Here is a 25,931-nt window from a genome sequence, read left to right as displayed (position 1 = left end):
GATCAAGGACGATCGTTCCGAAGGTTTCGTAAAGAGCGCGGTCGGCACTTCGTTCGACGCGCTGACCACCGATATCGCGGCCTTCACCTCGCTGCAGGTACTTGGTGTTGATGACGCCCAAGAGGCCAAGATCCGTGAGAACCTGCCGGAGTTGTCAATCGTCGAGATGCCCGGTGGCGAGATGGAGAACTCCGGTCCCTACACCGTCTGGGGCTTCATGATCGGCGTCTCTGCGCGGCCGGGGATGGACGAGCAGACCGCCTATGACATCACCAAGGCAGTGATGGAGAACATGGCAGAGCAGGAAGCGGCCTTCCCGGCGGTCAAGGGCAACAACCTGCCGGAGCTGACGCTGCAATATGCCACCAGCCCGCTGCACCCCGGCGCGATCCGCTATTACGAGGAAATCGGCCTGACGGTGCCGGACCACCTCAAGTAACGCAACCGATCGATGCGGGCGGGGTTGCTTACTGCTGCCCCGCCCCGGACCTTCCTCTGCCGAAAGGTGCCGAGATGCCCAACCTCCCGTTTCTCACAAAGCTCCGTCAGGCGAGCATTGCCGGGCTTGCCGCCCTGCTCGGCGCCTTCGTGTTCTACACCTCCTTCAACGGCCCCTTCGAATCGCTGGTGCAGCGCTCGCTTTTCGTGATGACCATCGTCGCTCTGGCGGTGTTGATGAATCCGCTGTTCGAGGGTAGCCGCTGGCGTCCGCTGGGCATGGCGATCGACGCTGCGATCGTCGGCCTGGTGACCGTCTCTGGCACCTATATCATCGGCAATTACGAAACCATCATGAACGAACTGCCCTGGGCCACCACCCGGGACACGGTGATGGGGTTCGGCACATTGCTATGCGTGTTGGAACTGGCGCGGCGGACGTCGAACTGGGTGTTCCCGCTGATCGTGCTGAGCGCCGTGACATATGCCTTCTTCGGCTACCTGATCCCCGGCCAATTCGGCCATCGCGGCTTCGACATGGGCTATCTGACCGAGATCATCTTCCTGTCGGACCGCGGCCTCTGGGGCATGCTGGTCAACGTCGCCTCGACCACGCTGGCGGCTTTCGTCCTGTTCGGCGCGATCCTGCTGCACACCGGCGCCGGCGAGACTTTCTTCGACCTCTCGGCCCGTCTCGGCGGGTCACGCCCCGGCGGAGCGGCCAAGATCGCCACCTTCGCCTCTGGCTTCTTCGGCGCGATCAACGGCTCGACCGTGGCCAATGTGGCGACCACCGGCAATTTCACCATTCCGCTGATGAAGCGTCTGAAGTACCCGCCCGCCTATGCCGGCGCGGTCGAGGCGATCGCCTCGACCGGTGGCCAGTTGGCGCCGCCGATCATGGGGACCGCGGCCTTCGTCATGGCCGAGCTGGTGGGGGTGAACTACTGGTCCATTGCGCTGGCGGGCGTGGTGCCGGCGCTGCTCTTCTACCTCGGCATTTATGCAACCGTGCATGTGATCGCCCGACGCCAGAGCTTTGCCCCGGTCAGCGCCGAGGATCTGCCTGACTGGCGCGGCGCGATGAGCTTCACCCGGCTGGCGCCAATTGCGGCGGGGCTCGGCGGGCTGGCCTTCGGGGTGATCAACGGCAACTCGGTCGAATTGACCGCCTGTTACGGCATGATCGCCATGCTGATCGCGGTCTTCATCGGGAGGATCGCCGCCGGCGAGGACCCGCGCGCAGTTTTCGGCATCATCCTGCGCGCGCTCGAGGCAGGCGGCAAGGGCGTGGTGATCGTCGGCATTCTTCTGGTCGGCGCCCAGGTCTTCGTGGCGATGATCAACCTGACCGGGTTCGGCGTCGCCGTCACCTCGGCGGTGCTGGCCATCGGCCAGGGGCAGATCTGGCTGATCGCCGGGCTGATGGCCGTCGTCTGCCTGATCGCCGGCATGGGTCTGCCGACCTCGGCCGCCTATGTGATGGTCGCCGCGGTCTTTGCCCCGGCACTGATCCAGCAGGGCATCGACCCGCTGGTGGTGCATATGTTCGTGCTCTACTACGCCGCGCTTTCGGTGATCACGCCGCCGGTCTGCCTGGGCGTCTTCGTCGCTTCGACCATTGCCCAGGCCCCCTGGATGAAAGTGGCGATGGAGACCCTGCGGCTCGGCGCCACCGCCTATGCGCTGCCGATGCTGTTTCTCGCCTATCCCGGCATGCTGGGCGGCGGCGGCACCGAGGCCATCGCACGGGCCGTGCTGTCCGGCGCCGTCTTTGCCCTTGGTGTAGCGCATCTTCTGGGGGGCGCGCGCCTGCCCTGGGGCGGGGTCTCGCGGGTGCTCTGGGCGCTGCCGGTGGGGCTTGCTCTGATGCCGCCCTGGTGGGCCACGCTCACCGCCGCGTTGATCCTGGGCGGTCTGGTAGTGCTGTCGCGGCAGGCGACCGAGGCGCACCAGTCGCTCCGGCCGCAAGCGGTCTGACGGCACCCGCAGTTCACCGGCGGCCCCCCACCATCCGGGGCCGCCGCCCGTAACATCTGTTCTACAGACAAAGACGAGGGGAGATCCCGACATGACCATCACCTATCTCAAGCGCGGCAAGCCCGAAGCGGACCGCGCCGAGGACGACGCTAGGACCGCCTCGGTGGTCGCTGCCACTCTCAAGGACATCGACGCCCGCGGCGATGCGGCAGTGCGTGATCTTGCGGTGAAGTTCGACAGCTGTGAGCGCGAAAGCTATCGGCTGTCGGAGGCCGAGATCGAGGCGATCATCGCGAAGGTGTCGCCGCGCGACCTGGCTGATATCCGGTTCGCCCAGGAGCAGGTGACGAAATTTGCCCAGGCCCAGCGCGACTCGATGCAGGACATTGAGGTGGAAACGCTGCCGGGGGTGATCCTCGGCCACAAGAACATCCCCGTACAATCCGTGGGCTGCTACGTTCCCGGCGGCAAGTTTCCGATGGTGGCCTCGGCGCACATGTCCGTGGCGACCGCCAAGGTCGCCGGCGTGCCGCGCATCGTTGCCTGCACGCCGCCGTTCAATGGCGAGCCGAACCCCGGCGTCATTGCCGCGATGCACTTGGGCGGCGCCGACGAGATCTACTTGCTGGGCGGCATCCAGGCGGTGGGCGCGATGGCGATCGGCACCGAGACGATCGACCCGGTGCACCTGCTCGTGGGCCCGGGCAATGCCTTCGTCGCCGAGGCCAAGCGCCAGTTGTTCGGCCGGGTGGGGATCGACCTCTTCGCCGGCCCGACCGAAACCATGGTGATCGCCGACGACAGCGCCGCCGATGCCGAGCTTTGCGCCACCGATCTGCTGGGGCAGGCCGAACATGGCTACAACAGCCCCTGCGTGCTGCTGACCAACTCCGAGAAGCTGGCGAAGGAGACCCTGTCCGAGATCGACCGCCTGCTGGGCATCCTGCCCACCGCCGGCACCGCGAAGGTGTCCTGGGAGGATTACGGCGAGGTGATCGTCTGCGACACTTACGAGGAGATGCTGGAGGTGGCCGACGACATCGCCAGCGAGCACGTGCAGGTCATGACCGACCGCGACGACTGGTTCCTCGAGCACATGACCTGCTACGGCGCGCTCTTCCTTGGGCCGCGGACCAATGTGGCCAATGGGGACAAGGTGATCGGCACCAACCACACCCTGCCGACCAAGAAGGCGGGGCGCTATACGGGCGGGCTCTGGGTGGGCAAGTACCTCAAGACCCACAGCTATCAGAAGGTGACAACCGATGCGGCGGCGGCGATGATCGGCGAATACGGCTCGCGGCTCTGCATGCTCGAGGGTTTTGTCGGACATGCCGAGCAGTGCAACATCCGGGTGCGGCGCTATGGTGGGGTGAACGTGCCCTATGGCACCGGCGCGCCCTATCGCGAAGCCGCCGAGTGAGCCGGCCGCAAGCAGCGGGATGTTTCGGAAACGAAGAAGAACTGGACGCGCCATGATGAAACTGCCCCGAACCCCGTCCATGCGGCTTGACGGGCGCCGCGCGCTGGTGACCGGTGCCTCCTCGGGTATCGGCCAGGGCTGCGCCGTGGCGCTGGCCGAAGCGGGCGCGCATGTGGTCTGCGCAGCCCGCGGCGAAGCGCGGCTGAACGAGACCGTGGCGGCCATGCAGGCCGAAGGGTTCTCGGCCGAGGCACTGGTGCTCGACCAGGGCGATCTGCCGGCGCTCGAGGCAGCGCTGGCCGGGCAGGCCTTCGACATCGTGGTGAATTCCGCCGGCATCGCCCGGCACGGTCCGGCCATCGACACCACGCCCGAGGACTATGACGCGGCGATGGGGGTCAACCTGCGCTCGGCGCACTTCCTGTCGGCCTGGGCGGCCAGGGCGATGATGGCCGCCGGCAAGCGCGGCTCGATCATCCACATCTCATCGCAGATGGGACATGTGGGCGGCATCGACCGCGCGGTTTACTCGGCCAGCAAGCACGGGCTGGAAGGGATGGTGAAGTCCATGGCCATCGAATGGGGGCCCTCCGGCATCCGGATCAACAGCCTCTGCCCGACCTTCATCGCCACGCCGCTGGGCGCGCAGACGCTGCAGGACCCCGAGCGGCGGGCCTGGGTCGAAAGCAAGATAAAGCTCGGCCGGATCGGCGAGGTCGAGGATGTGATGGGCGCGGTGGTCTATCTGGCTTCGGATGCGGCGGCACTGGTCACCGGCACCTCGCTGCTGATCGACGGCGGCTGGACAGCGGGTTGAGCCGGCGGCGAGACAAATTAAAGGACGAGACCTCATGACCGAGATTGCACTTCCCGACGACCTGCTCGCTCTCCTGCGCGAGGTCGACACCCCCACTGTCTGCAATGCCATCGAGGTGGCGCAGGGCAGACGCGGCTTCAACCGCTTCACCCGCGGCACCATGCAGCATTCGAAGCCCGGCGATCCGGCGATCGTGGGCTTCGCACGGACCGCCCGGATTTCCGGGCTGGCGCCGCCGACCGAGGCGCCCGAGGTGATCCGCGCCCGGCGGATGGACTATTTCCGCGCCATGGCCGGCGGTACGGGTCCGACGGCGGCGGTGGTCGAGGATGTGGATTATCCCAATTGCATCGCCGGCTGGTGGGGCGAGGTGCATGTGGCGGTGCACAAGGGTCTGGGGCTGGCCGGCGCGGTCACCAACGGAGTGCTGCGCGATCTCGATGTGATCGATGAGGGCTTCCCAGTGCTGGCCGGATCGATCGGGCCGAGCCACGGCTATGTGCATGTGGTCGATATCGGCAGCGAGGTCAGCATCATGGGGATGCGGGTCGCCCAGGGTGAGCTGATCCACGCCGACCGGCACGGCGCATTGGTCATCCCCGACGAGGTGATCCCCGATCTCAAGCAGGCGATCGAGACGGTGGTCGCCAGCGAAAGCATCGTTCTCGGTCCGGCGCGCGAGCCCGGTTTCGACATCGACCGGCTCGAAGAGGTCTGGGCAGAGTTCGAGGCGGCCCGGACATGAACGGCGCGGCGCGCCCGAGCCTTCTGGTGACCCGCCGGCTGCCAGCGCCGGTCGAGGCGCGGCTACGCGAGGGCTATAAAGTGACCTTCAACCCCGACGACAGGCCGCTGTCGGCCGAGGCGCTGGCAGCGGCGTTGCGCAGCCATGACGCCGTGATGCCGACGGTCAGCGACCGGATCACGGCAGACATGCTGCAGGCCGAGGGCCGGCGCGCAGGCATCATTGCCAACGTGGGTGTCGGGTATTCCAACATCGACACCGAGGCCGCGCGGCAGGCGGGGGTCGTGGTGACGAACACGCCGGACGTGCTGACCGATGCCACCGCCGATACTGCGCTGCTGCTGATCCTCGCGGCCACCCGGCACGCCTATGCCGCCGAGAAGCGGCTGCGCGAGGGGCGCTGGCAGGGGTTTTCAATCGTCGAGGGGCTGGGCCGCAGCATCCAGGGCAAGGTGCTGGGGATCATCGGCATGGGCCGGATCGGCCGTGCCACGGCGGCGCGGGCCGCGGCGGGCTTCGGCATGGAGATCGTCTATTACAACCGGTCGGAGATCGCCGATCTGCCCTTTCCTGCACGCCGGCTCGACAGCATCGGCACGGTGATGGCGGCGGCGGATGTGGTGTCGGTCCATGTGCCGGGCGGCGGCGCCGCGCCGCTGGTGACGGCACAGCATATCGCGCGCATGAAGCCCGAGGCCTACCTCGTTAACACGGCCCGCGGAGACAGCATCGACGAGGAGGCGCTGATCGCCGCGCTGGCCGAGGGGCGGATTTCCGGAGCCGGTCTGGATGTCTTTGCCGAAGAGCCCAATGTGCCGGAGTCGCTGCGGTCGATGGAGAACGTGACGCTGCTGCCGCATATCGGTTCGGCGACCCGGGAGGTCCGCGAAGCCATGGGGCACCTTGCGGCCGACAACCTCGACGCGTTCTTTGCCGGCAAGGTGCTGCCGAGCCGGGTGGTCTAGGCAGGCGCGCGACCCCGTGGCCGCGTGTTCACTTCTGGGCCAGCTTGCGGCCTGCGAACCGGCGTTCATAAAGGGTGCGATAGGCCTCTGCCGAGGCCGGCAGATGCGCGCGGACGCTGGCTTCGTAGGCCTCGGTCGAGGTGCCGCGCAGGGCGGTGATGATGTCGCGGTGCTGGCCGATGATGGTCGCCATGTGGTCGGTGTCGTCGTATTTCACCACCCGGATCGGCTGGGCCATGCGGGCGTGCTGGGCGATCAGCCGGGCCAGACGCGGGTTCGGGCAGCAGCTGTATTGCAGCTCGTGGAACTGCTGGTTCAGCTCGTAGACCTCGCGGAAGGTGCCGTTCCTGACCGCCTCGGCGTGGCGGTCGGCCAGCACCTCGAGCGCGTCGGTCGTTTCGACGGGGGCGGGCAGGGGGGTGCGCCGGGCGGCGGCGGTTTCCAGCACGATTCGCAGGTCGTAGAGCGCGTCCACCTCGTCGGGGGTGAAATCCACCACCTCGACGCCGCGCCGCGGGCGATGCACCAGCAATCCCTGGTTTTCCAGCTCGGCAAATGCGTTCCGTACCGCGTGGCGCTTGGCGTCGTAGGTTTCCATCACCGTATCCTCGGTGATCCGCGTGCCCGGCGGGTAAACCCCGAAAATAATGTCATTTTCCAGGTCATTCTGGAGTGCGTTCGGCATGGGATCGGGCCTTGGTCAGGGACTTTCCCGTAAGCTTAAACAATGCCGCCCGACACCGCAATGATAAAATTATCAATAATCCTATTGACTACGAATCACACCTTCTCTAGCTTGCAGGCAGTTTCAGAGGGAGGATCACATGAAACATCTCACCAGCGCCCTTGCCATTGCGGCGGCAACATTCGGATCCGGCGTCAGCGCCTGGGAAGCGACCGCGGGCAAGCCTTACGACGGCGAAACCGTGCATGTGCTGGCGGTCAAATCCAGCCAGTTCGAAGCGCATGAAGCGCGACTCGCCGCGTTTGAAGAAGCCACCGGCATCGACGTGCTCTATGACTATGTGCCCTTCCCCAACATGAAAGAAGCGCTGACCACCGAGATGGTGGCGGGCGGCGATTACGATGTCGTTTCGATCATGGACCAGTGGGTGCCGTCGTTGCAGATGCTCGTGCAGCCCATCGGCGACGAAATCGAGGCGCAAGGCACGGACCTGGACGATTTCCCCCCGGCGCACCTGCGCCACGGCATGTTGAATGGCGAGCTGGTCGGCCTGCCGGTGCGCGGCCATGTGCAACTCCTGTTCTATCGCAAGGACCTGCTGGAGCAGGCTGGCGTCGAAGCACCGTCGACCTGGGATGAACTGGTGACGGCCGCGAAGGCGGTGCAGGAGAACACCGATGCCGCTGGTGTCGCGCTGCCCTATGGCAAGCTGAACGGCCAGAACCTGATGGTCTGGATCAACCTGCTCTGGGGCCATGGCGGCGACCTGTTTGATGAAAACGGCGACCCGGCCTTCAATTCCGAGGCAGGCATCGCTGCGACCGAGCAATATGTCAGCCTGCTGACCGAGGAAAAGATCGCCCCCGCAGGCTCGGCCACATTCGTCGAACAGGATGCGGTCAACAGCTTCAAGCAGGGCAATTCCGCCATGCTGCCGGTCTGGTGGTGGGTGCGCTCGCAGCTCTCTGATCCCGAGCAATCCAAGCTGACAGCCGACCAGATCGGCTTTACCTCGCTGCCCTCCGTGGGCGGGGCGGACAAGACCACCTTCACAAATACCTGGATCTTCGCCGTGACCGAAGGCGCGGACAACAAGGATGCTGCGGCGGAGTTCCTCGGCTGGCTGACCGATCCGGAACTGGAGCGCGAGGTACTGCTGGATGAAAACGGCTCCGAAGTGGTCGCGGTGCATTTCTCCAACCTGCGTGATGAAGAGGTCAACGCGCGCTGGGGCGGGATGCATTCCGCCGCCGCCGAGGCGCTGGCCACGGCCGAAGGCATGGACTTCGGCGACAACTGGCCGCGGATCTCGGAAATCCTCGAAACCGCTATTTCCAGCCTCGCAAGCGGCGAGGAGGCCGACACCGCCGCGGCGCTGAACCACGCGGCCGAGGAAATCGCGCGTATCCGCTGATCCCCGGTCCCAGGCGCGCCCTGCTCCCCGGGCGCGCCACCCTTCCTCCTCAGAAAGGTACAACATGCAGGACAGGTCGCTGTCATATCTACTGCTTGTCCCGGCATTCCTGATCGTGCTGGCGACGACGCTGTATCCGCTTGCCTATTCGCTGGTCACCGCGTTCCGCGAATGGGACCTCACCAAGCAACGCCGCCCCGGCGACTTCGTCGGCCTTGAGAATTTCGGCCATGCGTTTACCGAGCCGGGGTTTCAGAACTCGCTCTGGGTGACCACGATCTTCGTTCTGACCAGCGTGGCGCTGACCCTGGTGATCGCCATGTCTCTGGCGCTGTTGTTGCGACGCAAAGGCAAGATGCACACCTTCACCCGGGTGATCCTGATCCTGCCCTTCGCCATGAGCCCGGCGCTGATCGGTGTCAGCTACCGCTTCATGTTCAATCCCGAGTTCGGCGTCATTGCCAAGGGCCTCGGCGCTGTCTTCCCGGCGCTGGACGGCACGCCCTGGCTGGCCAGCCCCGATCTGGCGATGGCAATCCTCGTGCTGACGGATGTCTGGCACTGGGCGCCCTACATGACTTTCATGTGCCTCGGCGGCCTGGCCTCCGTGCCGCGAGAGACCGAAGAAGCCGCTCGGATCGACGGTGCCTCCACCCTGCGCATCATCTTCGGCATTGTGCTGCCGCAAATGAGGGGCGTGCTGCTGGTGGTGGCCGTGCTGAAGACGATCTTCGCACTGAAGATGTTCGACCAGGTTGTGACGCTGACTGGCGGTGGGCCCGGCACCTCGACCGAGACGCTGGCCTTCTTCATCTTCAACGTCGGCTTCAAATGGTACGACATGGGCTATGCCTCGGCACTGGCCTGGATCCTCACCGCAATCATGATGCTGATCTCGATCTGGTACGTCCGGATGTTGCTCAGCGAAAGAAAGATGGCCACGGCATGAGCAAATCTGTCTTCTGGTGGGTAGAGCGCGCGCTGCTGCTTCTCATCTCCACCATCGTCCTCTTCCCCATCGCCTGGATGTTCCTGACCGCCTTCAAGCGGCCGCGCGACGCCTATTCCCTCTCGCTCGATTTCAGCCCAACGTTGGCGAATTTCGCCACCGTGTTCGCGGACCCCTGGAACCTGGGCGACATGGTGCTGAACTCGGTGATCGTCGCGACGGTGACGGTGCTGATCGCGGTGCCCTGCGCCTCGCTTGCGGCCTATTCCTTCTCGCGGTTCCGGGTGAAGGGGCGGAAGTTTCTGTTCTTCCTGATCCTGTCGACCCAGTTCATCCCTGCGGTGGTGATCGTGCTACCCTTCTTCCTGATGTTCCGCTCGCTGGGGCTTCTGGACACGCGGATCGCGCTGATCATCGTCAACCTGGCGATCGTGACGCCCTTCGTGATCTGGATGATCAAGGGCTTCATCGACGCCATCCCGACCGACAGCGAGGAAGCGGCGATGATCGACGGCGCCTCGCGCCTGAGGGTGATCCGCGACATCGTGCTGCCGATGGCCGCTCCCGGCATCCTGACCTCGTCGATCTTCTGCTTCATCCTGACCTGGAACGAGTTCCTCTTCGCGCTGATCCTGACACGCCGCGATGCCGTCACCCTGCCGGTGGGGCTGGTCAGCTTCCGTACCGAGCGCGGCGACCTTTGGGAGCTGATGAGCGCCGCCGGGGTTATGATCACAGTGCCGATCTTCATCATGGCGCTGCTCATCCAGAAACATTTCACGCGCGGCATGACCGCCGGCGCAGTCAAATAAGGAGGCTCTGACATGGCCGAAGTACAGCTTGTCGACGTGGAAAAGAAATACGGCGAATTCCTCGCCGTACCGAAGCAGAGCCTGACCATCGAGGAAGGCGAGTTCCTGGTCCTGCTCGGGCCTTCGGGTTGTGGCAAGACCACCACCATGCGGATGATCGCGGGGCTGGAGGACATCACCTCGGGCGACCTGATGATCGCCGGGGAACGGGCCAACAACAAGCCGCCCAAGGATCGTGACATCGCGATGGTGTTCCAGAACTACGGGCTCTATCCGCACATGACGGTGGCGCAGAACATCGGATATCCGTTGAAGCTGCGCGGCATGGACCGCAAGGCGCGCGAGGCGCGAGTGCAGGAGACCGCTCAGAAAGTGGAACTGCAAGCGCTGCTGAAACGCCGGCCATCGGAGCTCTCCGGCGGCCAGCGGCAAAGGGTGGCGCTGGCACGGGCCATCGTGCGCACGCCGAAGATCTTCCTGATGGACGAGCCACTGTCGAACCTCGACGCCAAGCTGCGCGTCACTATGCGGGCCGAGTTGAAGCACTTGCACCACGAGTTGGGCGTGACCACCGTTTACGTGACGCACGACCAGATGGAGGCGATGACGCTCGCCAGCCGCGTCGCGGTGATGAAGGAGGGGCGGATCGTGCAGCTGGACACGCCCAAGAAGATCTACTCGGAACCGGCGGACCTGTTCGTCGCGGGCTTCATCGGCTCGCCCTCGATGAACCTGGTCGAAGGCCGGATCACCGGCGGCAACTTCGAGGCGCAGGGCGTATCGGTGCCGGTGGCCGAGCCGGACCGCGCCGACGTGGTGATGGGCATCCGCCCCGAGGATCTGCAACTGACCGACACCGCCGCGGCCCCGATCTCGGGCAATCTCTACGCGCTGGAGCTGACCGGCGATTCCACCCTCGTCACGCTGCGCAACGGCGCCACCTCGATCTGCGCCCGTGGTCCGGCCGATTTCGAGGCGCCCATCGACGCGCCTTGCGCCCTGGCCCCCAAGCCCGGCGCGCGCATTCACCTGTTTGACAAGAACACCGGCCAGCGCCTCGACGCCTGACCGTTACGATAGGAGAGAAACATGACCCAGATCACCCAATCCGAGGCCGAGGCCCGCCACGTCAAGCGCGAGGATTACGTCTCCTGCACCGTGGCTTTCATTGACTGCAAGAAACCCGGCTCGCATCTCAAGGAAAACTACTCGATCATCGGCCCCGGTGTGACCTCGTCGGACGAGCAGGTGGTCAACCTGCCCGAGCCGCATGGCTTCAACATCGGCGCGGCGGCCATGCCCAACGGCATCACCAACAACCTGCACGTCCATTTCACCGCCGAGGTCTTCATCGTCCAGAAAGGAGAATGGACCTTCCGCTGGGGCTCGAACGGCGAGAATGAGTTTGTCGGACGCGAGGGCGACATTCTCTCGGTCCCCACATGGATCTTCCGCGGCTTCACCAACACCGGGCCGGATGACGGCTGGCTGTTCACCGCGCTTGGCGGCGACAACACCGGCGGCGTTATTTTCCATCCAGAGATCATCCGTGAGGCGGCGGATTACGGCCTCTACATCTCGAACGACAACACATTGATCGACGCCTCCAAGGGTGACGAAGTACCGGGCGAAGAGGGCCGCATCGCGCCGATGCCCGACGAAGAGGTGGCCCAATTGCGCGAGGTTTCGCCCGAAGAGATGCGCCGCCGCGTGGTGACCGAGGGCGTCCGGGATTTCCGGCCGGCCTTCATAGATGCGGCATTGCCCGGCTGCGGTGCCGAAATCGCGCCGGTCATCGGCTCCGGTCTGACTCAGAACCGCGACCATGCCGCGCTGATCACCAATCCGCACGGCTTTTCGATCGAGTGGCTTCGGCTCGGCGCCGGGCGACGGGTGAGCCCCTTCACCCTGGCCGAAAAGATGGTGCTGATCGTCCGCTCCGGGCAGGTCCGGCTGAGCCTCAACGAGGGCGCCGACGTGACCGTCGATTTGGGCGAGCGCGACACCTATTCGATCCCGGCCGACGTGGTCCGCTCGATCGAGGCAACCGGAGATGCGGGCGCCGAGGTGCTGGTGGTGGTCACCGGCGATCACCGCAAGCGGCCGGTCTTCGCCGATGACGTGATCACGGCGGCGCGCGAGGCGGGGCAGGCGCTTGACGCTGGCGGATACGTGGCCAAGGCGGCGTTGCTGCCCGATTACAAGCGAGCCGGCTGATGCGCAGTAATACCGTCAAGCAAAGGCTGGCGGCGGGCGAGACCGTCGTCAACGCCTGGCTCTCCATCGGGTCGAGCTATTCCGCCGAGGGTGCCGGACATTCCGGCGTCCACTCGGTCACCGTCGATCTGCAGCACGGGATGATGGGCGTTTCGGAGGCACTGCACATGCTGCAGGCGATCTCTGCAACGCCCGCGACCCCGCTGGTGCGGGTGCCCGATCTTGATCCGGCCAAGATCATGCACCTGCTCGATGCCGGGGCCTACGGCGTCATCTGTCCGATGATCTCGACACCCGAACAGGCCGAGGCGCTGGTCTCGGCCTGCCGTTACCCGCCTTTCGGCACGCGCAGCTTCGGGCCGTCGCGCGGTCTGCTCTATGGGGGCAGCGACTACGTGGCCAAAGCGAATGAAACCGTCATGGCGATCCCGATGATCGAGACCGCCGAGGCAGTGGAGCGGATCGACGAGATCCTCGCCGTCGAGGGCATCGACATGATCTATGTCGGCCCCAACGACCTGGCCTTTGCCATTGACGGTCACGTCAGCCAGCCGCGCCCGAATTCCGAAGCGGCGATCACCAAGGTGCTCGAGGCCGCGCGTCGGCATGGCGTACCGGTGGGCATCTTCTGCTCGGGCGCCGATGATGCCCGTGCGCGGCGCGAACAGGGCTGCGCGCTGGTAACGCCGGGCAATGATTTTTCCCACCTGACGCGCAGCCTGGCCAGTGCGGTGCGGGCGCTGGCAGACGAACCGATTGCCACGGAAAGCCAGTCGCGGGCGGCGCATGGCTATTGACCTTGCTGACGGTCGGCCCTGGATCTTGCTGCCGGGGACCTTGTGTTCCGGAGCGGTTTTTGACGGGTTGCTCGATGGCCTGGACGTGCCGCCTTCCGCGCGGCACGTCATCTCGATGCGCCATCCGAAGATCGAGGATTTCCGGGCAGAGCTGCAGGATCTTTGTACGCCTGACGCGATAGTCTGCGGCTTTTCGCTGGGCGCGCTGGTGGCCGCGCATCTGGCCTGTCGGCTGCCCGCCGCCGAGTTCCTGCTCTTTGCGCTCAATCCTCACGCTGATGCTCCCGATAAGCGGGCAGACCGGCTGGAATTTGCTGCGGACGTGGCGCGGCAAGGCGGGGCGGCCAGCATTGCCCCCCGGCTTCCGCCATTGGCCGGGCCACGCCCAAATCGGACACGTGACAAGATCCTGCAAATGGCCGAGGAGAGCGCGGCTCTGATGCCAGCCCAAACCAATCTGGCGCTTGACCGTCCCGGCGCACTGGGCAGCCTTGCCAAGACCAAGGTCCCGGTCAGGCTCTTCACTGGCAGCGAAGACACCTGGTCACCCGTCGGACTGGCGCGGGACGCGGCGCGCGCCGCGCCTTGCGCGCAGGTCACGACCTTGCCGGGACTGGGCCACTACGCCTTGGTGGAAGACCCCACCGCATGTTGCCGTGCCCTATGCGAGAACCCGAAGGCCCGCAACGCCAGGCTCACATTGCCGGGAGAAGACAAATGACCACCGTTCTGGGATGTATTGCCGACGATTTTACCGGCGCCACCGACCTCGCCGGCCTCCTGGCCCGCAGCGGCGTGCGCGTGTCGCTTCGCATCGGAGTGCCCTCCGAGCCCCCGGCCGACCCGGCAGCCTTCGAGGTGATCGCGCTGAAATCGCGCACCGCGTCGGTGGGTGAGGCCGTGGCCGAGACCCGCGCCGCGCTCAAATGGCTGCAGGCGGCGGGGGCGCAGCGGTTCTTCTGGAAATACTGCTCGACCTTCGACTCGACGGCGGAGGGCAATATCGGCCCGGTGGCCGAGGCATTGATGGCCGACCTGGGCACTGACCAGACGATCTACTGCCCGGCCTTCCCGGAAAACGGCCGGTCGATCTTCATGGGCACCCTCTTTGTCGGGCAGCAGCCGCTGGCGGAAAGCCCGATGAAGGATCACCCGCTGACGCCCATGCGCGACAGCAACCTGATGCGGCTCTTGCAACCGCAGGTAACGCGCCTGGTGGGGCTGGCCGACCGGCTGACGGTGGCGCGGGGAGCAGAGGCGCTGCGGGCGGAACTGGACGCGCTGAAGGCAAAGGGCGTGGCGCATGTGGTGGTTGATGCCGTTGCGAAGGAGGACCTGGCGGTGATCGCCAAGGCCTGCCGCGACATGGTGCTGATGACCGGCGGCAGCGCCGTCGCCATGCCGCTGCCCGCACTTTACCTGGCCGATGGCACGCTCGCGGCGGATGCGCCCAAGGCGGAAGCCCCGCAACTGGACGCCAAAACCGTCGTGCTTTCGGGCAGTTGCTCGGCCATGACCAACAGGCAGGTGGCGGCCTACCTTGCCACCGGCGCGCCGGGGTTCAGGCTCGACCCGCTCGATCTGGCCGAAAACGGCGCGCAAAAGGCGCTTGACTGGCTGGCAGGGCAGGACCTGGAAAAAGCCCCGCTGATCTATGCCACCGCCAACCCAGACAGCGTGCGCGCTGCGCAGAAAAAGCTGGGCGTCGCGGAAGCGGGCGAGATCGTCGAGGCCACCCTTTCGGCCTGCGCGGTCGCGGCGCGCGACAGGGGCGCGCGGCGGGTGATCGTCGCGGGCGGCGAGACCTCGGGCGCGGTGACCAAGGCGCTTGGTGTCAGCCAGCTCGACATCGGGGCCGAGATCGCTCTGGGCGTGCCCTGGACCTATTGCCGCTCCGGCGGGCAACAGATCGCGCTGACGCTGAAATCCGGCAACTTCGGCGCCGAGACCTTCTTCACCGACGCGCAGGAAAGGCTGGCGTCATGAGCACAGAAGCCCGCCTGCGCGACCAGATCTGCCTTTTGGCCCGGTCGATGTTCGACCGTGGCCTGACCGGCGGCAGCACCGGCAATATCTCGGCCCGGACCGAGGACGGCGGGCTGCTGGTCAGCCCCACGGGCACCAGTTTCGGGCGGCTCGATCCCGGCCGTCTCAGCCGCTTCGATGCGGCGGGCAACCACACGGATGGCGACAAGCCCACCAAGGAAATGCCGCTGCATTCCGCCTTCTACGACACCCGCAGCACGGCGGGCGCGGTGGTGCATCTGCATTCCTGCCACTCAGTGGCGCTGTCGATGATGCCGGATGTGGACGAGGACAATTTCCTGCCGCCGCTTACGCCTTACGGCATAATGAAGCTGGGCCGGGTGAAGCTCCTGCCCTTCTTTGTGCCGGGCGACCCGGCGATGGGCGCGGCGGTGCGCGGTCTGGCGGGCAAACGCAGTGCGGTGATGCTGGCCAACCACGGCCCGGTGGTAGCCGGCAAGGACATCGAGGCCGCCTGCAACGCCATCGAGGAACTCGAAGACACTGCGCGTCTGGCGATGCTGACCCGCGGGATGGCTCCGCGCGGCCTGACCGTGGACCAGGTCCAGGCACTGATCACGAAATTCGACATTGAGTGGGACGCATGAAAATCTCCGCCAACTTGGGCTTTCTCTGGAACGACCGGCCCCTGCCCGAGGCCATCCGCGCCGCAAAGGCCGCCGGCTTCGACGCCGTGGAATGCCACTGGCCCTACGATGTGCCTGCGGACGACGTTAAGGCCGCCCTGAGCGAGACCGGCCTGACGATGCTGGGCCTCAACACCCGGCGCGGCGATGTCGGCGCCGGCGACAACGGCCTCTCGGCCATCCCCGGACGCGAGGCCGAGGCGCGCGCCGCCATCGACGAGGCCATCGCCTATGCCACCGCCATCGGCACGCCGAACATCCACGTCATGGCCGGGGTTGCCAGCGGTTCGGCGGCGCAGGCGACCTACGTGGAAAACCTGCGATATGCCTGCGCGGCAGCGGCGCCGCATGGCATCACCATCCTGATCGAGCCGCTGAACCGCTATGACGCGCCCGGCTATTTCCTGACCACCACAGATCAGGCGCTTGCGGTGATCGCGGCGGTGGGCGCGCCCAACCTGAAGCTGATGTTCGACTGCTACCATGTGCAGCTGATGGAGGGCGACCTGACCCACCGCCTGCGGGCGCTGCTGCCCGCCATCGGCCATATCCAGTTCGCCTCTGTCCCCGACCGCGGCGCGCCTGACCGGGGTGAGGTGAACTTTGCCCATGTCTTCGGCGTGATCGCCGACATGGGCTATGCCGCCCCGCTGGGCGCCGAATACAAGCCCGGCGGCCCGACCGAGCCCACGCTGGGCTGGCTGCGCACTCTATCCGCGCGCGTCACCTGACGCGAGCTAGTATCGCAGATGGCGGGGTCGACATCAGCTCGCTGGCCCGTCGCATTTTCGGCTGATAAACAGGAGGATGCCCGCGGCGCGGGCTTCTGACCACACGAAGAGGGCGCATGGCCAAGCAAGTTTCTCCCATCCGCAAGGACCGCAAGCGCAATCCGCAGGTGTCGCGTGGGAGTGGAAAAGTTCTGGGGGTTCAGAGCACGAGCAACCTATTCTCCCGCTGTGATGACAGGAGGATTGACGATGAAAGTACGGATCAGGATCGAAACGGAATTTGGATGGGGCGAGCGTCGGGGCCATGATATCAGCATTCTGGAGCGGAGTTTGACAGAGGCCTCCGCGGAAGAACTCGGGTTAAGCCTTGCCGAAGGGAAGATAATCCTGAGAGAGATCCAAAGGGCAGTGCTACAAGATCAGGTAGAGGAAATCACTGAGATTGAGCGGGTTTGCCAGACCTGCCAAACCTACTTGCCAATACACGATCATCGCTCACGACGGATAGATACCCTGTTCGGCCGTGTGACCGTCCAGGCACCACGGGTCCGCATCTGCATGTGCCGTTTTCCGGGTTTTCCAGAATGCACAACGGCATTCTCGCCGCTCACGCGCGTACTTCCAGGACAAGCGACGCCGGAGTTTTGCAAGCTGCAGGCCGATCTGGCCGCACGACATAGTTTTCGTGAAGCTGCGCGCCTTTTGAACGCGCTGACACCATGCGCCAGACAGAACCACACGACAATCCGCAACCGTCTTGCCTCCGTCGCTGACGGCTTGGAAACCAGGAGTGACGACATTCAAGAGGGCGTGGAAGTTCAATCTGGTGGACCCGAAATGACAGTTTTTCTGGATAGCGCCTATGTCCGCTCAAGACCAGAATATCAAAAACGGAACTTTGAAGTCATTGTCGGATCAATCGAGAGCAAAACAGCCAAGAAGCACCGTTTTGGATTGAGTCTAGCCGGGGTTGACCATCCCTTGGATTGCCTGAAGTCCAGTCTCAAAGCCGCTGGCTGGAGGCCGGGTTCAGCTATGACGGTCTTGTCCGATGGTGATCCCGCCCTTCCACGTCTTGTGCGAAACGCAATCAATGGAAACGTCGAACATATCCTCGATTGGTGGCACATATCCGCTCGCATCCGGCACGTGGAGACAACGTTCCAAACCCTGCTGTCGCAGCTTGACAACAGCGAGACCTGCGATGTCGAGGCGCTTGTGGAACGGCTACGATGGCGCATCTGGCATGGCCAGACTCACCGTGCGCTGGAAGCACTCAGAATCCTGTTCCGGTTTGCCATAAAGGCGCGCGATTGCGCTGCAGGTGAAACACAGGAAGCAGCGCTGTCGGTAGCGGGTCGAACGATGGACCTCCAGACCTACTTGACTCATAATCTGTCCGCTCTCGTCAACTACGGGCACCGGCGGAAGCAAGGAAAAGCTGTCTCTACGTCGCGAGCCGAAGGCCTGGTCAACGAAATCGCCAACGTCCGGATGGGAAAGAAGCAGCGAATGCGGTGGTCACCACGGGGTGCGCACAGGGTTGCTACCGTTAGAGCGGCCGTTCTGGACGGAAGACTGTTGACCCGCGGCCCCAACGCCGCTTGAACCCCAGATCCTTTCCACTCCCACAAACGCCGCTCAACGCGCCGCGTGCCGGATTTAAAGGCAACGCGACAGCGCGTCACGTTCCTGCAGCACCGCCAGGACGGCGGCGCGCTGGCTCTCGGGGATCGCGGACAGGTCGATGGGCGGGGCGTTGGACATGGGCGGATTATACCGGGCCCGGGGCGCCGAAACCCGCTCATTCAGCAGGCCGAGTCACTCTGCCACAGCTGGCCTGCGCACCTCCAGAGACCGCACCCGGCGCCAGTCCAGCCCGGCAAACAGGGCTTCGAACTGCGCGCGGTTCAGAGTCATGACCCCGTCGCGGATCGCGGGCCAGGTGAAGGTGCTTTCCTCCAGCCGCTTGTAGGCCATTACGAGCCCGCTGCCGTCCCAGAACAGGATCTTCAACCGGTCGGCGCGCTTCGAGCGGAACACGAAGACCGTTCCGGCAAACGGATCCTCCGTCAGTGTCGACTGGACCAACGCAGCGAGGCCATCGTGCCCCTTCCGAAAGTCGACCGGCTTCGTCGCCACCAGGATCCGCACGCCTTGCGAGGGCATCAGCATGGATGCGTCTCGAGCGCGTGGACGATCTCGGCAATCCGGGCGCCGGGGATGTCATGCGCGAACTCGATCACGACAGTGCCTCGAATGATCCTGATCGGGGCCGACTGCGATGCGACCTCCGGGCGCGCTTCCTCCTCGGCGACCTCACAGACAACGAGAGGCGCAAAGACAGGTTCCTCGACTTCGGTCGCAGGCAGCACGAGCTTGCCTTGCTTGGCCTCTCGTCGCCATGCCGAGAGCTGATTGGGCAGAATGCCAAACCGCTCCGCCACGGCATTCACCGTCGCACCAGCCTCCAAGGTCATCGAGACAGCCAACGCCTTTGCCTCATCTGGCCATCGGCGATGGCCCGACGCGTAAATCTCGACGCCCAGCGATTTGAGAAACGAATTTGTAGCGCACATTGCGAAACGCACTCCCCATCATGAGATGGAGATCAACTCTCAGCCAAAGCCATCAGCAGCAACGTGGGGTCCAGACGGCGCTTACGAAGTTCTGGCTTTGGCGGGCAGTCGACGCGAATGGGAATGTGCTCGACATTCTCGTGCAAAAGCAACGTAATGCAAAGGCCGCCAGCCGGTTCTTGAAGCGGCTGATCGACCGGTTTGGCGCGCCGTGGGTCGTGATCACCGACAAGCTGCGCAGTTACATCAGGCCGATCCGCAACCTCGTGGCGAATGGTGATCATCGGGCGCACAAGGGTTTGAACAACCGGATCGAAGGATCCCATCGGCCAACCCGCAAGCGAGAGAAACTCATGGGGCGGTTCAAGTCACCCGGACAGGCTCAGAGATTTCTGAACGCACATGACCAGATCAACATGTTCTTCCGTCCCCGCCGCTATCGTCTTACCGCCACATCGTACCGCCACGCCCGATCCGATGCCTTTGATCTTTGGAACGGCTACGCACTCGAGATGACCGCATGACGGGCGCGGAGCAGGCCGCATTCAGCCGGGTGCAAATAAGTTGGCAATGCCCGCTCAACGCATAGAGACCTGTGAAGAGGTGGTAGAGTCTCAAATTAAGTTTTTCCAGAAACGCTTTAGGTCTGCCCCATCGCGCGTGGTCACTCACCGCCCTGAAGCCTTTGCCGTTCGATCATCGCCAGCAGTTCGCGCTTGGTCCGTTCGATGTGCTGTGCCAGCAGGGCCGCGCCGCCTTCGGTGTCGCCCGCTCGCGCCAGCTCCAGCAGCTTGCAGTGCTCCTGTTTCGCCGGTTCGCGCTGTTTCATCACACTCAGGTGGATGCGCACGTAGCGGTCCGAGTGCAGGTGGAGCCGCTCGAGGAACTCCAGCGACATGTGCCGGTCCGCCGCGGCATAGAGCGCCAGATGGTATTCGTGGTTGTAGGTGCCCCAGTGGCTGACGTCCTCGGTCTCGTAGGCGCCCTCCATCTTAGCCAAGAGACGCGCGCAGGTCTCGAAGTCGGCTTCGGTCATCCGCGGGATGGCGCGGCGGAAGAGGTCGACCTCGATCAGGATGCGCAGGTCGAAGATCTCGCCGATCTCGGGCAGCGAGTGTTTGACCACCGTGCCGCCCCGGTTGTTTTCCCAATGCAGCAGGCCCTCGGCGCTGAGCCGTTTGAGCGCCTCGCGCACCGGCATCCGCGACACCTCGTATTCCTGCGCGAGCAGCTCCTGGCGGATGGCCTCGCCCTCGGCCAGTTCGCCGCTGAGGATGCGTTGCCGGAGGTCGTTTGCGATGATCTCGGGCAAACTCTCTTTCTTGACCGCGCGCCGACCTGCCATGTCGCTCCTCCGTTGTATTTTGGATGCAAATCTCGGAACGCTTTGGGTATAGGTCATTCTTCGCGCGGTCAGAAGCCAAAAAAGCGGTTTGCGGGACCGATCCGATCTATAGTATCCAATATCCGATCAGATAGGGGCAACCGGAATGAACAAGCAGCTCAGCCTTCAGAACGTCACCGAACTGAGCCTGTCGGTGCTCACCCATGCCGGCTACGGCCCGGCGCATGCCAGGGCGATTGCCGATCTGATCACCGCCTGCCAGCTGGACGATTGCCAGTCGCACGGCCTCTACCGCCTGCTGATGTGCGTCGAGACCATGCGCGCGGGGCAGATCGACGGCCATGCGGTGCCGGTGGTAACCTCGGGCGAGGCTGCCATCGTCCGGGCCGATGCGCAACGCGGGATGTCGCTGCTGGCATTCGAGGAGGCGCTGCCGGCCTTGATCGAGAAGGCGAAGGCGCATGGCCTCGCCGCGCTGGCAATCAACAATTGCTTCCACTTCTCGGCGCTCTGGCCCGAGGTCGAGCGTCTGTCCGCCGCCGGTCTGGCGGGGCTTGCGATGGTGCCGAGCCACGCCTGGGTGGCGCCGGCGGGGGGCACGCGCGGCAGCCTCGGCACCAATCCGATCGCCTTTTCCTGGCCGCGCGCGGGCAAGGACCCCTTCACCTTCGACTTCGCCACCAGCGGCTTTGCCCGCGGCGAGATCGAGCTTTACCGGCGCGCCGGCAAGCCCTTGCCCGAGGGGGTGGCGATCGACAAGGGCGGCAAGCCCACTACCGACCCCGAGGCGGCGATGGAAGGCGCGATGCTGACCTTCGGCGGCTACAAGGGCTCGGCGCTGTCGATCATGGTCGAGCTGATGGCCGGGCCGTTGATCGACGATCTGACCAGCCTCGAGAGCATGGCATTCGCCAGCAAGGCCGGCGGCGCACCCTATCATGGCGAGATCATCCTCGCCTTCGATCCCGTGCATTTCAGCGGCGGGCGCGTGGCTGAGAACGACGCCCGCGCCGAACGGCTGTTCGCCGATATCGTCGACCAGGGGGCGCGGCTGCCCTCGCAGCGCCGGTTCGCGGCGCGGGCGCGCAACCGTGCGCGCGGCTATGTCGAGATCCCGCAGGCGCTCTACGACGACCTGCGGGTGCTGGCCGGAGCCTAGGCGCCCCAGGTGTCGGAGAGGCGGTAGCCGCCGGGCCAGGGGTCGTCGGGGTCGAGCATGTGCTGGTGGATGCCGGTGATCCAGCCGCGGCCGCTGATCTCGGGTCGGATGGCGGGGCGGCCGCCCACCTGCGTGGTCTCGAGGATGCGCCCGGTGAAGCGCGAGCCGATGATCGAGGTGGCCTCGAAGGTCTGGCCAGTCTGCAATTCGCCCCGCGCGGCCATCAGCGCCATGCGGGCCGAGACGGCGGTGCCGGTGGGCGAACGGTCGACCTTGCCGGGCTGGATGGCGACGGCGGATGCGCCGGTGACGCCGGTCCCGGTCGGCGTCAGGGGGCCGCAGAAGGCGCAGAAGGAGATGTGATCCCACTCGGGGTTCTCAGGGTGGCTGAAGCCAAGCTGCGCGTTCGCGGCATCGGTGATCCGCACACCAAGGCGGGCGATCTCCTTGGCCTCGGCTTCCACGATCTCGAAGTCAAGCGCCGCGGCATCGACCACGACGAAACTGTCGCCGCCATAGGCGGTGTCGACGGTGATCGTGCCCAGCCCCTCGACCTCGAGCGGCACGGCGAGCTTGTCGGCGAAACTTGGCAGGTTCTCGACGAAGATCCGCTGCGCCTTGCCACCATGGCATTCCGCGCGCACCCGGACCAGCCCGCCGGGCGCTTCGAGCACCATTCGGGTCTCCGGCTCCTGCATCGGTACCAGCCCGCCGTCGAGCAGCACGGTCGCCACGCAGATCGAGTTGGACCCGGACATTGGCGGCGTGTCCTCGGGCTCCATGATGATCCACGCGGCGATGGCCTCGGGGTGTTTCGGCGGCACCAAAAGGTTGACGTGGCGAAAGACGCCGCCGCGCGGTTCGTTCAGCACGAACTGGCGCAGGGTCTCGTCCTCGGCTATGAAGCGGCGCTGGTCCCAGAGGGTTTCGCCCGGGGGCGGCAGGACGCCGCCGACGATGACATCGCCCACCTCGCCCTCGGCATGGGCGGAAATCACGTGGATCGTCTTGCTGCTGCGCATCTGGTGCTCCTGTCAGAACCGGTCGGGGCGGTAGGGGGCAAGGGGGAGGGCGCTGTCGCGGCGGGCGACAAGGTCGCTCACCAGCTCGGCGGTGGCGGCGGATTGCGTCAGTCCGAGGTGGCCATGGCCAAAGGCGTAGATCACGCGTTCGGCGCGCTGCGAAGCCCCGATCACCGGCAGCGTGTCGGGCAACGACGGGCGGAAGCCCATCCACTGGCGGCCGCCCGTGGTGTCCAGCCCAGGCAGGAAGCGCGCGGCCTTGTCCAGCAGCACCTCGGCCCGCCGGTAATTGGGCGGAAGGTTCAGCCCGCCCAGTTCCACCGCGCCGCCGACGCGGACTCCGCCGTTGATCCGGGTGACGACGAAGCCATGCGCGCCAAAGGTCAGATGCGTGCGGACGTCAAAAGCGCCGGGGGGCAGGGTGGTGTTGTAGCCGCGTTCGGTTTCCAGCGGAATGCGGTCGCCCAGCCGGCTGGCCAGGTGATGCGACCAGGCGCCGGCTGCCAGCACGACCCTGTCGGCGATGATCTCGCCCTCGGCATGGGTGATCCGGACACCGCCCTCCTCCGGCGCCAGGTCGCGCACCTCGGCGCGCAGGATCTCTCCGCCCCCCTGTCGGAAAGCGGCGGCGAGGTGTTCGGTCCAGGCCTTGGGATCGGTGGTGTTTATCCAGTCGGGGGTAAAGCCTGCATGGGTAAATCGCGGGGCGAGACCCGGCTGGATCTCGGCGATTTCCTCGGGGCGGGTCAGCAGGTCATAGCGGATCCCGTGACGGCCGCGCAGATCCCATCCCGGCAGGGCGGCGCGATACTGGGCCTCGCCCTCATAAAGCTGCAATTGTCCCTCGCGCCGGATCAGCGCCTCACCGCCGGTCTGGGCGATCTGCCGCTCCAGCGCTTCGCGCGCCAGTGTCATCAGCGCGGCCTGGGCGCGGATCGAGGCGTCATGCCGGTCCTGCCAGCTTGCCCGCCAGAAGCGCAGCATCCAGGGGGCGATCTGCAGTGCGTAGCGCGGCGGGATCGTGAGCGGCCCCAGCGGATCGAGCAGCCATTTCGGCGCCTTGCGCAGGATCCCCGGCGCCGCCAGCGGCATCACGTCGGTAAACGCAAAGGCCCCGGCATTGCCCTGCGAAGTCTCGGCGGCCACGCCCTTGCGGTCGAGCACCCGGACCCGGTGGCCCTGTCGGCGCAGTTCCAGCGCGCTGCTGATGCCGACGATGCCTGCGCCGACGACGACGATATCCTGCGACATGGGTGAGCCTCGTGACGGATTGAACGGGCAGGGGTGCCCTGCAAAGAGTGCCTCAGACGATCCCGTTACGGAAGGGATCGTCAGCGTCGAAGATCAGCCTGCTTTCGGCCATCACATGCGCCTGCCCGGTGATCCGCGGGATCACGCCGCCGGTGGGGCCGGGGCGACACGACAGGCGATAGGCGCTGCCGATAACGCTTTCGAGAAGGATCTCCTCACCCGCGGCCAGAGCGCCGGATGCGGCGCGGCAGGCGACGAAGGCCGAACTGCCGGTGCCACAGGGCGAGCGGTCGTATTCATCGTCAGGACACAGCACGAAGTTGCGCCGCAGCGCCTCGGGGTTCGGGCTGTCGCCGCTCAGGATCACGTGATCGACCGGCTGGCCCTCGGGCCCGGAGATGCCCCCATGGTGGCAGGCGCCGCGGATCGCGATCGAAAGCTCGGTCAGCGCCGGGATGTTCGCAGGCGTCACCGGCATCGGGCTGTCGGTGATGAAGAACCAGTTGCCGCCATAAGCCATGTCACCGGTGATCTCTCCCTGTCCCGGCACCGCGACCTGGACACCGTGGTGGATGCGGCGGCTCTCGATATTGGTGACCGAGACGGTATGGGCGTCGTGCAATTCCACCGTCACCACCCCGGCGGGGGTCTCGATCCGGTGGAGGCCCTGCGTCATGCGGCCAAGCCGGGCCAGCGTCACCGCAAGCCCGATGGTGCCATGACCGCACATGCCCAGCACCGCGTCGGCATCGAAATAGATCACCCCGGTCACGCACTCAGGATCCTGCGGCGGCACCAGCAGCGCTGCCACCATCCCGGCCTGGCCGCGCGGTTCCCTCAGCACGCCATCGCGGAACGCCGCGTGATCCCGAGCCAGCACCCCGGCGCGCTGAGCCAGCGGCCCCGCCCCAAGGTCGGGACCGCCGTCGAGGATCACCCGGGTCGGCATCCCGCCGGTATGGCTGTCGATCACATGCATTCGGCGATGATCCCGCCTTGCTTGGACCAATCTGCGAACCAGGTTCGGAACAGGCTGTACTGCTGTTCGCAGTAGTTGCGCTGCGCGTCGGTCAGCTCGTCGGTCTCGTTGAAGTGCAGGCGGTATTCCTCTTCACCGTTCAGCACCAGCAGGTACTTGTAATAGAGCACGAGGTCCGTGCCCTCGTCGAAGGACGCCAGCACGCCAAAGGCCTCTTCCAGCTCGCGCGCGCGCATCCGCGCCTCGGCATGGCCTTGGGCCGCCTTCTGCGACAGGGCGGCCAGCAGCAGCGCCTCTTTCGGCAGCGCAGTGCCGATGCCGGTGATCGAGCCGGTGGCGCCGCAGTTGACGAACCCGTGGTAGACCTCGGTGTCGACGCCGACCATCAGCGTCACCTGGTCGTCCTGGCTGGTGATGTGCTCGGCGGCATAACGCAGGTCGTCCTTGCCGCCGAATTCCTTGAAGCCGATCAGGTTGGGGTGTTCGGCGCGCAGGGCAAAGAACAGATCCGCGCGGGTGGCAAAGCCGTAGACCGGGCTGTTGTAGATGATCGCTGGTACGTCCGGGGCGGCGGAAAGAATGGCCTTGAAGTGGTTCTTCTGCGCGATGGCGGAGGTACCGCGCGACAGCACGCGGGGGATCACCATCAGGCCGGCGGCGCCCACCTCCTGCGCATGGGCGGCCAGCGCCACCGCGGATTTCGAGTTGATCGCGCCGGTGCCCACCACCACGGGCAGGCCGGCTTCGACCAGGCGGGCGACGCCGGTCTTGCGCTCGTCGTCGGTGAGCAGTGGCCAGTCGCCCATCGAGCCGCAGTAGACCACCGCCGACATGCCGGCCTCGATCATCTCCTTGCCCTTGCGGACAAGGGCGTCGAAGTCCGGCGTGCGGTCGGCTTTGCAGGGTGTCATCAGGGCGGGCATGGTGCCGGTGAAGATATTGCTGGACATG

Annotated in this window: 26 protein-coding genes and 1 pseudogene; 19 read left to right on the top strand and 8 right to left on the bottom strand. The window is 65.5% G+C overall.

Annotated elements, in window-relative coordinates; translation table 11 throughout:
- From IF204_RS18655 to IF204_RS18630, 6 genes are all read left to right on the top strand, one after another.
- The coding region (locus tag IF204_RS18655) for a TAXI family TRAP transporter solute-binding subunit (RefSeq protein ID WP_228069650.1) at positions 1 to 439 on the top strand (439 nt) is incomplete at its 5' end.
- Positions 440 to 513: 74 nt separating this feature from the next.
- Positions 514 to 2,418 carry a TRAP transporter permease gene (locus IF204_RS18650; protein ID WP_194098595.1) on the top strand — a complete coding sequence of 635 codons (1,905 nt, stop codon included), beginning with the start codon at positions 514 to 516 and terminating at the stop codon, positions 2,416 to 2,418.
- A gap of 91 nt (positions 2,419 to 2,509) precedes the next feature.
- A complete protein-coding gene (hisD, locus tag IF204_RS18645) occupies positions 2,510 to 3,841 on the top strand; it encodes a histidinol dehydrogenase (RefSeq protein WP_194098594.1) in 1,332 nt (443 codons plus the stop codon).
- 55 nt (positions 3,842 to 3,896) lie between these two features.
- Positions 3,897 to 4,658, top strand: coding sequence for an SDR family NAD(P)-dependent oxidoreductase (locus IF204_RS18640; protein ID WP_194098602.1), 762 nt, complete (start codon positions 3,897 to 3,899; stop codon positions 4,656 to 4,658).
- 34 nt (positions 4,659 to 4,692) lie between these two features.
- Positions 4,693 to 5,403, top strand: a complete 711-nt coding sequence (locus IF204_RS18635; protein ID WP_194098593.1) for an RraA family protein — start codon at positions 4,693 to 4,695, stop codon at positions 5,401 to 5,403.
- Positions 5,400 to 6,368, top strand: a complete 969-nt coding sequence (locus tag IF204_RS18630; RefSeq protein ID WP_194098592.1) for a 2-hydroxyacid dehydrogenase — start codon at positions 5,400 to 5,402, stop codon at positions 6,366 to 6,368. The genes IF204_RS18635 and IF204_RS18630 overlap by 4 nt, the downstream gene beginning before the upstream one ends.
- Before the next feature lie 28 nt (positions 6,369 to 6,396).
- Here the strand turns inward: IF204_RS18630 and IF204_RS18625 are convergent, their stop codons facing one another.
- Positions 6,397 to 7,053 carry a GntR family transcriptional regulator gene (locus IF204_RS18625; protein WP_194098591.1) on the bottom strand — a complete coding sequence of 219 codons (657 nt, stop codon included), beginning with the start codon at positions 7,051 to 7,053 and terminating at the stop codon, positions 6,397 to 6,399.
- 139 nt (positions 7,054 to 7,192) lie between these two features.
- On the opposite strand from IF204_RS18625, the gene IF204_RS18620 reads away from it, so the two are divergent.
- The 11 genes from IF204_RS18620 to IF204_RS18570 all read left to right on the top strand — a co-directional run bounded on the left by IF204_RS18620 (position 7,193) and on the right by IF204_RS18570 (position 18,253).
- Entirely contained in the window at positions 7,193 to 8,467 is a 1,275-nt protein-coding gene (locus tag IF204_RS18620) for an ABC transporter substrate-binding protein (RefSeq protein WP_194098590.1), read from the top strand.
- A 64-nt stretch (positions 8,468 to 8,531) separates the two neighbouring features.
- A complete protein-coding gene (locus IF204_RS18615) occupies positions 8,532 to 9,416 on the top strand; it encodes a carbohydrate ABC transporter permease (RefSeq protein ID WP_194098589.1) in 885 nt (294 codons plus the stop codon).
- The gene (locus IF204_RS18610) at positions 9,413 to 10,228 is read left to right on the top strand and encodes a carbohydrate ABC transporter permease (protein WP_194098588.1); all 816 of its coding nucleotides are present in this window, start codon (positions 9,413 to 9,415) and stop codon (positions 10,226 to 10,228) included. The genes IF204_RS18615 and IF204_RS18610 overlap by 4 nt, the downstream gene beginning before the upstream one ends.
- 12 nt (positions 10,229 to 10,240) lie before the next feature.
- The gene (locus tag IF204_RS18605) at positions 10,241 to 11,296 is read left to right on the top strand and encodes an ABC transporter ATP-binding protein (RefSeq protein WP_194098587.1); all 1,056 of its coding nucleotides are present in this window, start codon (positions 10,241 to 10,243) and stop codon (positions 11,294 to 11,296) included.
- Between the two features lie 21 nt (positions 11,297 to 11,317).
- Entirely contained in the window at positions 11,318 to 12,445 is a 1,128-nt protein-coding gene (locus IF204_RS18600) for a cupin domain-containing protein (protein WP_194098586.1), read from the top strand.
- Positions 12,445 to 13,242, top strand: coding sequence for an HpcH/HpaI aldolase family protein (locus IF204_RS18595; RefSeq protein WP_194098585.1), 798 nt, complete (start codon positions 12,445 to 12,447; stop codon positions 13,240 to 13,242). The genes IF204_RS18600 and IF204_RS18595 overlap by 1 nt, the downstream gene beginning before the upstream one ends.
- Positions 13,232 to 13,963, top strand: coding sequence for an alpha/beta fold hydrolase (locus tag IF204_RS18590; RefSeq protein WP_194098584.1), 732 nt, complete (start codon positions 13,232 to 13,234; stop codon positions 13,961 to 13,963). The genes IF204_RS18595 and IF204_RS18590 overlap by 11 nt, the downstream gene beginning before the upstream one ends.
- Positions 13,960 to 15,228, top strand: a complete 1,269-nt coding sequence (otnK, locus tag IF204_RS18585) for a 3-oxo-tetronate kinase (protein ID WP_194098583.1) — start codon at positions 13,960 to 13,962, stop codon at positions 15,226 to 15,228. The genes IF204_RS18590 and otnK overlap by 4 nt, the downstream gene beginning before the upstream one ends.
- Positions 15,225 to 15,875: a 3-oxo-tetronate 4-phosphate decarboxylase gene (gene otnC, locus IF204_RS18580; protein WP_194098582.1), complete on the top strand. Its 651-nt coding sequence runs from the start codon at positions 15,225 to 15,227 to the stop codon at positions 15,873 to 15,875. The genes otnK and otnC overlap by 4 nt, the downstream gene beginning before the upstream one ends.
- Entirely contained in the window at positions 15,872 to 16,645 is a 774-nt protein-coding gene (locus IF204_RS18575; RefSeq protein ID WP_194098581.1) for a hydroxypyruvate isomerase family protein, read from the top strand. The genes otnC and IF204_RS18575 overlap by 4 nt, the downstream gene beginning before the upstream one ends.
- A gap of 249 nt (positions 16,646 to 16,894) precedes the next feature.
- Positions 16,895 to 18,253 (top strand): ISKra4 family transposase, encoded by a 1,359-nt coding sequence (locus IF204_RS18570; RefSeq protein ID WP_194098580.1) that lies wholly within the window; start codon positions 16,895 to 16,897, stop codon positions 18,251 to 18,253.
- A 213-nt stretch (positions 18,254 to 18,466) separates the two neighbouring features.
- On the opposite strand, the gene tnpB is transcribed toward IF204_RS18570, so the two are convergent.
- The gene (tnpB, locus tag IF204_RS18565; RefSeq protein ID WP_194098579.1) at positions 18,467 to 18,820 is read right to left on the bottom strand and encodes an IS66 family insertion sequence element accessory protein TnpB; all 354 of its coding nucleotides are present in this window, start codon (positions 18,818 to 18,820) and stop codon (positions 18,467 to 18,469) included.
- Positions 18,814 to 19,224 carry a transposase gene (locus IF204_RS18560; protein WP_228069648.1) on the bottom strand — a complete coding sequence of 137 codons (411 nt, stop codon included), beginning with the start codon at positions 19,222 to 19,224 and terminating at the stop codon, positions 18,814 to 18,816. Before IF204_RS18560 ends, tnpB begins: the two co-directional genes overlap by 7 nt.
- A gap of 86 nt (positions 19,225 to 19,310) precedes the next feature.
- Between IF204_RS18560 and IF204_RS18555 the strand changes: the two are divergent.
- A pseudogene (locus IF204_RS18555) lies at positions 19,311 to 19,748 on the top strand (IS6 family transposase); the annotation flags it as partial.
- 140 nt (positions 19,749 to 19,888) lie between these two features.
- Here the strand turns inward: IF204_RS18555 and IF204_RS18550 are convergent.
- Entirely contained in the window at positions 19,889 to 20,569 is a 681-nt protein-coding gene (locus IF204_RS18550; protein ID WP_194098578.1) for a GntR family transcriptional regulator, read from the bottom strand.
- A 145-nt stretch (positions 20,570 to 20,714) separates the two neighbouring features.
- On the opposite strand from IF204_RS18550, the gene IF204_RS18545 reads away from it, so the two are divergent.
- Positions 20,715 to 21,728: an Ldh family oxidoreductase gene (locus IF204_RS18545; RefSeq protein ID WP_194098577.1), complete on the top strand. Its 1,014-nt coding sequence runs from the start codon at positions 20,715 to 20,717 to the stop codon at positions 21,726 to 21,728.
- Here IF204_RS18545 and IF204_RS18540 read toward each other — a convergent pair.
- The 4 genes from IF204_RS18540 to IF204_RS18525 are packed head-to-tail and all read right to left on the bottom strand — an operon-like array spanning position 21,725 to position 25,930.
- Positions 21,725 to 22,750 carry a trans-3-hydroxy-L-proline dehydratase gene (locus tag IF204_RS18540; protein WP_194098576.1) on the bottom strand — a complete coding sequence of 342 codons (1,026 nt, stop codon included), beginning with the start codon at positions 22,748 to 22,750 and terminating at the stop codon, positions 21,725 to 21,727. The genes IF204_RS18545 and IF204_RS18540 overlap by 4 nt on opposite strands.
- Before the next feature lie 12 nt (positions 22,751 to 22,762).
- Positions 22,763 to 24,001 (bottom strand): NAD(P)/FAD-dependent oxidoreductase, encoded by a 1,239-nt coding sequence (locus IF204_RS18535; protein WP_194098575.1) that lies wholly within the window; start codon positions 23,999 to 24,001, stop codon positions 22,763 to 22,765.
- A gap of 52 nt (positions 24,002 to 24,053) precedes the next feature.
- Positions 24,054 to 24,980: a 4-hydroxyproline epimerase gene (locus IF204_RS18530; protein WP_194098574.1), complete on the bottom strand. Its 927-nt coding sequence runs from the start codon at positions 24,978 to 24,980 to the stop codon at positions 24,054 to 24,056.
- The gene (locus IF204_RS18525) at positions 24,971 to 25,930 is read right to left on the bottom strand and encodes a dihydrodipicolinate synthase family protein (protein ID WP_194098573.1); all 960 of its coding nucleotides are present in this window, start codon (positions 25,928 to 25,930) and stop codon (positions 24,971 to 24,973) included. The genes IF204_RS18530 and IF204_RS18525 overlap by 10 nt, the downstream gene beginning before the upstream one ends.
- Position 25,931: the final 1 nt, after the last annotated feature.

The sequence above is a fragment of the Marivivens aquimaris genome (assembly GCF_015220045.1).
GTDB lineage: Bacteria > Pseudomonadota > Alphaproteobacteria > Rhodobacterales > Rhodobacteraceae > Marivivens > Marivivens aquimaris.
This window is presented reverse-complemented; position numbering and strand designations above follow the sequence as displayed.